Below are 7,577 nucleotides of genomic sequence, written 5' to 3'. Positions count from 1 at the left end.
CTATTGTTCTACAATAAACCGATTAAAGATAGTATTATTAAGGACTGTTTCATAAGAAACTCTTCTTTGCCGCCCAATATGTCAGACCAACAGCTAGCAGCATCCTTGAATGGACATCTCCCCTACCCCAGCCACAACAGCCAGAATACCATTCGGATTCGGGGTGCTAGGCAGCATAATCTGAAAAATATTGACTTGGAATTGCCACGCGATCGCCTAATCGTATTCACTGGCGTTTCTGGTTCTGGTAAGTCTTCCCTAGCCTTTGATACCATTTTCGCTGAAGGGCAACGTCGCTATGTGGAATCCCTCAGCGCCTACGCACGGCAATTTCTAGGACAACTGGATAAGCCGGATGTGGAGGCGATTGAAGGTTTAAGTCCAGCAATTTCTATTGACCAAAAGTCAACGTCTCATAACCCCCGTTCTACTGTGGGTACGGTGACGGAGATTTACGACTATTTGCGGCTGTTATTTGGTCGGGCTGGCGAACCCCATTGTCCGATATGCGATCGCTGTATTGCACCCCAGACAATCGATGAGATGTGCGATCGCATTATGGAATTACCAGATCGCACCCGCTTTCAAATCCTTGCACCCGTTGTCCGAGGGAAAAAAGGCACACACCGTAAGCTTTTGTCAAGTCTAGCTTCTCAAGGTTTTGTCCGCGTGCGGATCAATGGCGAAGTGCGCGAACTGTCAGATTCCATTGAATTGGATAAAAATCTTACTCACACCATCGAAGTGGTAATTGACCGCTTGGTGAAAAAAGATGGTATCCAAGAGCGTTTGGTTGATTCTTTGTCTACGTGTCTCAAGCAATCGGGTGGTATTGCCAATATTGTCATTAGTCATTCGTCATCTGTCATTAGTGATAACCAAGACCAAACAACAAATGACAAAGGACAAATGACTAATGACAAAGGACAAATGACTAATGACAAAGGACAAATGACTAATGACGAAGAGTTAGTATTTTCGGAAAACTTTGCTTGTCCAGAACATGGCGCGGTAATGGAGGAACTATCACCGCGATTGTTCTCCTTTAACTCACCTTATGGTGCTTGTCCGCACTGTCATGGAATCGGGACTTTAAGAAGATTTGCGCCTGATTTGATCGTACCCGACTGGGAAGCGCCAGTTTATGCTGCGATCGCGCCTTGGTCAGAAAAAGATAATTCTTATTACTTGGAATTACTCTATAGTGTAGGACAAATTTATGGGTTTGAGTTACAGACCAATTGGAGCAAGCTGACAGAGGAACAGCAGCAAATTATTTTATTTGGAGAGAAAGATGAACGAGCCGCAGAGGCAGGGAGGAAGCAGAGTTTTAAAGGTGCTATTCCAATCTTGCAACGGCAGTATGAGGGTGGTTCTGAATTAGTTAAGCAAAAATTAGAGCAGTATTTAATTGATCAGCCGTGTGAAGTTTGTCTGGGAAAACGGTTAAAACCGGAAGCCTTGGCGGTGAAGTTGGGACAATATGGAATTTTAGAATTGACTACCGTATCAATTCGGGATTGTCGAGAGAGAATTGAGCAATTCAAGTTGAGCGATCGCCAGTTACAAATTGCCGATTTAGTCCTGAGAGAAATCAAAACCAGATTGCAATTTTTATTAGATGTAGGTTTAGATTACCTCACCCTTGACCGTCCCGCCATGACTCTTTCTGGTGGCGAAGCCCAACGAATTCGTCTAGCAACGCAAATTGGTTCTGGTTTAACTGGAGTTCTCTACGTTTTAGATGAACCGAGTATTGGTTTGCATCAACGAGATAATGGCAGGTTGCTCAAAACTTTAACGAAATTGCGCGATTTGGGTAATACATTAATTGTCGTTGAGCATGATGAAGAAACAATTCGCGCAGCTAATTATATAGTTGATATTGGTCCTGGTGCAGGAATTCACGGCGGAAATATTATCGCCCAAGGTGATTTTCAAACGTTATTAGCAGCAGAAGATTCTTTGACGGGTGCATATTTATCAGGAAGGCGAGTAATTACCACACCAGCAGTACGCCGAGAAGGAAATGGACGTAGTTTGATTATCAAAAATGCCCATCGCAACAATTTAAGAAATATAGATGTAGACATTCCATTAGGTAAACTCGTCTCCATCACTGGTGTGTCTGGTTCTGGCAAATCTACGCTGATTAACGAATTACTATATCCATCTCTGCAACACCATTTAACTAAGAAAGTTCCCTTACCCAGACATTTGGATAAAATTCAGGGATTAAACGCGATTGATAAAGCGATCGTTATCGATCAATCTCCAATTGGACGCACACCACGTTCTAACCCTGCAACTTACACAGGGATTTTTGATGCCATTCGGGATGTATTTTCCCAAACAGTAGAAGCCAAAGCTAGGGGTTACAAACCTGGACAATTTTCTTTCAACGTTAAAGGCGGACGTTGCGAAGCTTGTAGCGGACAGGGTGTGAATGTTATTGAAATGAACTTTCTCCCCGATGTTTACGTGCAATGCGAAATTTGTAAAGGTGCAAGATACAACCGCGAAACTTTGCAGGTGAAGTATAAAGATAAGTCTATATCTGATGTTTTGAGAATGACAGTTGAGGAAAGTTTAGACTTTTTCCAGAATATTCCCAAAGCGATCGCGCGTTTGCAAACTTTATTTGATGTCGGGTTGGGTTATGTCCAACTAGGACAACCTGCGACTACCTTATCTGGTGGTGAAGCGCAACGGGTAAAACTGGCAACAGAACTATCTCGACGCGCCACCGGAAAGACACTTTATTTAATAGATGAACCGACAACAGGGTTATCTTTTTACGATGTCCACAAATTATTAGATGTGTTGCAACGATTGGTAGATAAAGGCAATTCAATATTAGTAATTGAACACAACTTAGATGTAATTCGTTGTTCTGACTGGGTGATAGATTTGGGGCCAGAAGGTGGCGACAAAGGCGGAGAATTGATTGCTGTAGGTACACCAGAGGAAGTTGCAAAAAATCCCAGGTCTTATACTGGGCAATATTTGCAGCAGGTTTTGAAGCAGTATCCGGCAAATACAACTATTATGAAAACATAGATAGACAAGCTGATGGGCCTTTAAAAGGAGAAGCTCAATGAATGATCGGGAGTTAGAAATTCTCCTGAACGACCTGGAATCAGATCGGGTAGAACGTAAGGCTTCGATATCTGACAAAGGTAAGCTTTGTGAGGCAATTTGTGCATTTGCTAATGACTTGCCTAACCACCAAAAAGCAGGAGTTTTATTTATTGGGGTTCATGATAATGGCATTTGTGCAAACCTTCCCATAGATGATAGGCTTTTGCTTACACTCTCAGCTATGCGGTCTGATGGGAACATTTTACCTTTTCCGACAATGATTGTTCAAAAGCGAAGTATTGGTGGTTGTGAACTAGCTGTAGTGATTGTAGAACCATCAGATGCTCCACCTGTGCGCTTTAATGGACGTGTTTGGATCAGAGTTGGCCCCCGTCGAGCTACTGCTACAGCAGAAGAAGAACGTCGTTTAGCTGAAAAAAGACGCTCAAAAGACTTACCTTTCGATTTACGATCCCTATCATCAGCCAGTTTAGATGACCTCGATTTAGAAATTTTTCGTCGAGTTTATTTGCCTTCTGCCTTAGCAAACGATATTCTTCAAGAAAATCAACGTACTGTTGAACAACAACTTCAATCAATGCGTTTTGCAACAGTTGATCCGTTGCCTAAACCAACTATCTTGGGCGTGCTAGTTGTGGGTAACGATCCTAGACAATTCGTTCCCAGTGCCTATGTTCAATTTCTTCGCATTGATGGTATCGAGTTAACAGATCCTATTAAAGACCAAAAAGAAATTGGCGGCCCGCTTCCAGATTTGTTGCGGATGCTGGACGAAACTTTTCAAGTTCATATTTCAGTAGCAACAGACATTACTGCTCAACCAATAGAATTGCGACAACCTGATTATCCAATAGTTGCCTTGCAACAATTAGGAAGAAATGCAGTTATGCATCGCACTTATGAAGGGACAAATGCCCCAGTAAGAATCACATGGTTTAATGACCGAATCGAAATTCAAAATCCCGGCGGGCCTTTTGGGCAAGTAAATCGGCAAAACTTTGGAAAAGCAGGTATAACAGATTATCGAAATCCTCACCTTGCCGAAGCGATGAAAAATCTTGGCTATGTTCAGAGATTTGGTATAGGAATTCAACTAGCTCGCCAGCAACTTCAAAAAAATGGTAATCCACCTCTAGAATTTACTGTGGAAGATGCCCATTTGTTGGTCACGCTTAGGAAAAAACTATGAGTGCAAAGATTATAGCTTTCTTTAATACTAAGGGAGGTGTCGGTAAAACTACTCTAGTTTATCATTTAGCATGGATGTATCAAGATTTAGGGCTGCGGGTAGTTGCGGCTGATCTAGACCCCCAAGCTAATCTCACTGCTACTTTCTTAGATGAGGAACGCTTAGAATTATTTTCCTTAAACGAAGGTAAAATAGATACTATTTTTGATTGTGTGAAACCCCTCTTAACAGGTATTGGTGATATTGATAATCCACATTTAGAATATATCCAAGAAAATCACTTATCAGAAGATTTAACTTCATTATCTTTTTCTACAGAATTAGGAAAATTAGCTCTTTTCCCTGGAGATATAATGCTTTCTAGTTTTGAAGATGAGCTTTCAGCACAATGGACTAATTGTCTTGGTGGAGGTGGTCAAAAAAGAGCTTTGCAGGTAACTTCTGCTTTTTGGAGAATTCTGCAAGAAACAGCCGTTAATCATAAAGCAAATGTAATATTGATGGATTTAAGTCCAAGTTTAGGAGCAATCAATCGTGCAGCATTAATCGCAGCAGATTATTTGGTAATACCACTTGCATTAGAAGATTACGCTTCCTTGGTAGGTTTACGCAGCCTTGGTTATATTTTGCAATCTTGGAAAAATGATTGGAAGTATATATTAAGTAAAAACCATACTACAAATTTGTCGTTACCAAGTGGTGATATACAACCTATTGGTTACGTTGTTTGGCAGATGCCAATGCGATTAGACCGTCCAGCAAAAGTATATAATAGAGCAATATTTGAAATTCAAAATACTTATCGAGAAGTAATTTTAAATCAGCGTAGTGAACATCAAATCTCTATAGAAAATGATCCAAACTGTTTAGGATTAATTAAAAGCTACCACAGCCTGATGACAATGGCTCAAGAAGTTCATAAACCTATGTTCCACTTAAAACCTGCTGATGGTGCTATTGGCGCTCATACTAAAGCAGTGAAAAATGTTTATGAGGATTTTAAGAAATTAGCTCATAAGATAGCAGAACAAACACAATTGGAAATTTAATAATTACATTTATTTAAAAAAAACCTATTTTTTATCCTTCTTAAAAGGGTGCATCCCAGTTTTTATTTTGCTCTTGAGAATAACTGTCATTGCGAGGAGGAACGACGAAGCAATCTCATGGACTCGTTTTGACCTGAAGAATTTTGCGATTGCTTCGTTCCTCTCTTCGAGACGCTACGCGAACGCAATGACATGTAAAAAAGTGGGATGCTCCCTTCTTAAAATAGCGATCGCGCCTCTTTTTAACACGACCTGCTGCTAATTATTACAATGTTTAGTTATCTCTACAAAAAAGCGATCGCTTATTCTAAAATAAACAAACTTGCATCAACGTCAAAAAACTTTCCCAAAGCCTTAGCTTGTTCTTTCGTCATTTCTAACTCGCCATTAATTACTTTAGCAACAATCTCGCTCGAACCAAGAATTTCTAGCAAATCAGCTTGTTCCAAACTCTTAGCTTCCATCAAATGCAAGAGTCTTGAGCAAGGTGTTGAAACATTAAGCTGATAGTGCTTATCTTCAAAATCCTCAATCAGTTTTACCAATAATTCCAACAAAGCATCTTCTTCAGGAGTCAGATGAGAACGAGAAAGCAGTTCTTCAACAGTTTCTAAAAACTTCTCGTTTTCCTCTTCTGTCTTGATAATCCGAGGTTGATGTTGAGACAGCAATTGGCTGTAAATGTCTGAGTTAAAAGTAAGGGTCATTTTTCCAGGAGTCTTTGTCATATTCGGCATGAGTTAAGACATATTTTATATAGATGACCTGCTTTTCATAGTTAATACTAGCAATTAAGCGGTATTTATTACCTTGACATTTCTGTTGATAAACTGTTAGCTTGATAATCATGAGTAACATATCTGCACTACATCAATCGCTAGTCGAGCGGCTCAAACAGCAGGGACTTATCCGCACTCCGCGTGTTGAAACTGCTTTCCGTGCTGTCCCACGCCACCTTTTTTTACCAGATGTCCCATTGAAAAAGGTCTATAAAGATGAAGCAATTGTTACTAAGCGTTTGGATGGTCAGGCTGTAAGTTCTTCATCGCAGCCTGCTGTCATGGCAATTATGTTAGAACAACTTGACCTGCAACCAGGCGATCGCGTGTTGGAAATTGGTGCAGGAACTGGTTATAATGCTGCACTGATGGCTCATATTGTCGGTGAAACTGGTCAAGTAATCGCGATTGATATTGATGAAGACATTGTGGAAGATGCACGTCAGCATTTAGCAAAAGCTGGTTTTGAGCAAGTGAAAGTAGTCTGCACTGATGGCGGATTTGGTTATCCTAGCGCGGCACCATACGATCGCATTATCCTCACAGTAGCAGCTTGGGATATTGCGATCGCTTGGCAAGAGCAATTAAAACCTCAAGGACGACTTGTTTTACCTTTAACCCTCAAAGACAATGTGCAAATTACAGTGGCTTTTGAATCTGCTGATAGCTATCTGGTAAGTATCTCAACCAGTAATTGTGGTTTTATGAAACTTCGTGGTGCTTTTGCTGAACCTCAAGAGGCTGAGGATACCATCTCTATTCATTTGAATAAATTGCTTATGCAAGTTGAAAATATTTTATTATTACCGTTGCCAATACAACTACAATTAAAGTTATATAATCTGATAAAATTTAGGCGTTCTTCCCTTAAGGGATTGCGAATTAGGGTTTATCCGCAAGACACTGATTACATAAAAACTGCTGATGAATTCGTTATCGTTAAACGTTGGACACGACTCGTTTTAGATTGGCAATAAATCAAAAGCCTGGTTAGCAGCAGGACTAAGACGCGAACTATCTTCTAAATACCAAATCAGAGCATGGGTATCCGTTACTAAATTAGACATCAAACATCCTCTCGAGGGAAGTTTGCCCACATTTGCTCTCTAATTTCTGAAATGTCTGACTCACTGATATTGCTTCCTCGCCACAACCCTCTCAAAGGCTTTCGCGGTTTCGGCTGAATCATTGTCAACTCTTTTTCAATTTGAGGTGCGACTTGCTCAATCAAACGTACCTTATCTACTAGTGAAAGCTGCTTTACTAATTCAAGAGCTTCTTCTAACTTTACTGCTTTCTCCATTTTCCTAACCTTAACTTTTGTCAACAGCTTATATCATGTCCGATAAATTACTTGTGATATGTCATTGCGAGTGGAACGAAGTGAAACGAAGCAATCACAACGTCTGGAGCGATTGCTTCACTCCGTTCGCAATGACAACTGTTTAACCGGACGTG

6 protein-coding genes and 1 pseudogene are annotated in these 7,577 nt (G+C 40.5%); 4 read left to right on the top strand and 3 right to left on the bottom strand.

Annotated features, from left to right (window positions below):
* The first annotated feature begins 78 nt into the window (after window positions 1–78).
* The 3 genes from uvrA to LC574_RS17270 are packed head-to-tail and all read left to right on the top strand — an operon-like array spanning window position 79 to window position 5,340.
* Entirely contained in the window at window positions 79–3,060 is a 2,982-nt protein-coding gene (gene uvrA / locus LC574_RS17280; protein ID WP_229454647.1) for an excinuclease ABC subunit UvrA, read from the top strand.
* A 37-nt stretch (window positions 3,061–3,097) separates the two neighbouring features.
* Window positions 3,098–4,291, top strand: a complete 1,194-nt coding sequence (locus LC574_RS17275) for an ATP-binding protein (protein ID WP_229454646.1) — start codon at window positions 3,098–3,100, stop codon at window positions 4,289–4,291.
* Window positions 4,288–5,340, top strand: coding sequence for a ParA family protein (locus tag LC574_RS17270; protein WP_229454645.1), 1,053 nt, complete (start codon window positions 4,288–4,290; stop codon window positions 5,338–5,340). The genes LC574_RS17275 and LC574_RS17270 overlap by 4 nt, the downstream gene beginning before the upstream one ends.
* 302 nt (window positions 5,341–5,642) lie before the next feature.
* On the opposite strand, the gene LC574_RS17265 is transcribed toward LC574_RS17270, so the two are convergent.
* Together LC574_RS17265 and LC574_RS17260 are read right to left on the bottom strand one after the other, a co-directional pair.
* Entirely contained in the window at window positions 5,643–6,047 is a 405-nt protein-coding gene (locus LC574_RS17265; protein WP_229454644.1) for a type II toxin-antitoxin system HigA family antitoxin, read from the bottom strand.
* A pseudogene (locus LC574_RS17260) lies at window positions 6,031–6,174 on the bottom strand (type II toxin-antitoxin system HigB family toxin); the annotation flags it as partial. The gene LC574_RS17265 and the pseudogene LC574_RS17260, both read right to left, overlap by 17 nt.
* Window positions 6,175–6,187: 13 nt before the next feature.
* Between LC574_RS17260 and LC574_RS17255 the strand changes: the two are divergent.
* The gene (locus LC574_RS17255; protein WP_229454643.1) at window positions 6,188–7,096 is read left to right on the top strand and encodes a methyltransferase domain-containing protein; all 909 of its coding nucleotides are present in this window, start codon (window positions 6,188–6,190) and stop codon (window positions 7,094–7,096) included.
* Window positions 7,097–7,185: 89 nt separating this feature from the next.
* Here the strand turns inward: LC574_RS17255 and LC574_RS17250 are convergent, their stop codons facing one another.
* On the bottom strand, window positions 7,186–7,422 hold the full coding sequence (locus LC574_RS17250; protein ID WP_229454642.1) for a hypothetical protein: 237 nt from the start codon (window positions 7,420–7,422) through the stop codon (window positions 7,186–7,188).
* Window positions 7,423–7,577 lie beyond the last annotated feature (155 nt).

Source organism: Nostoc sp. CHAB 5715 (assembly GCF_020829685.1).
Lineage (GTDB): Bacteria > Cyanobacteriota > Cyanobacteriia > Cyanobacteriales > Nostocaceae > Nostoc.
The sequence above is the reverse complement of the archived record's forward strand: the minus strand, read 5'-3'. Positions and strand labels throughout refer to the sequence as shown.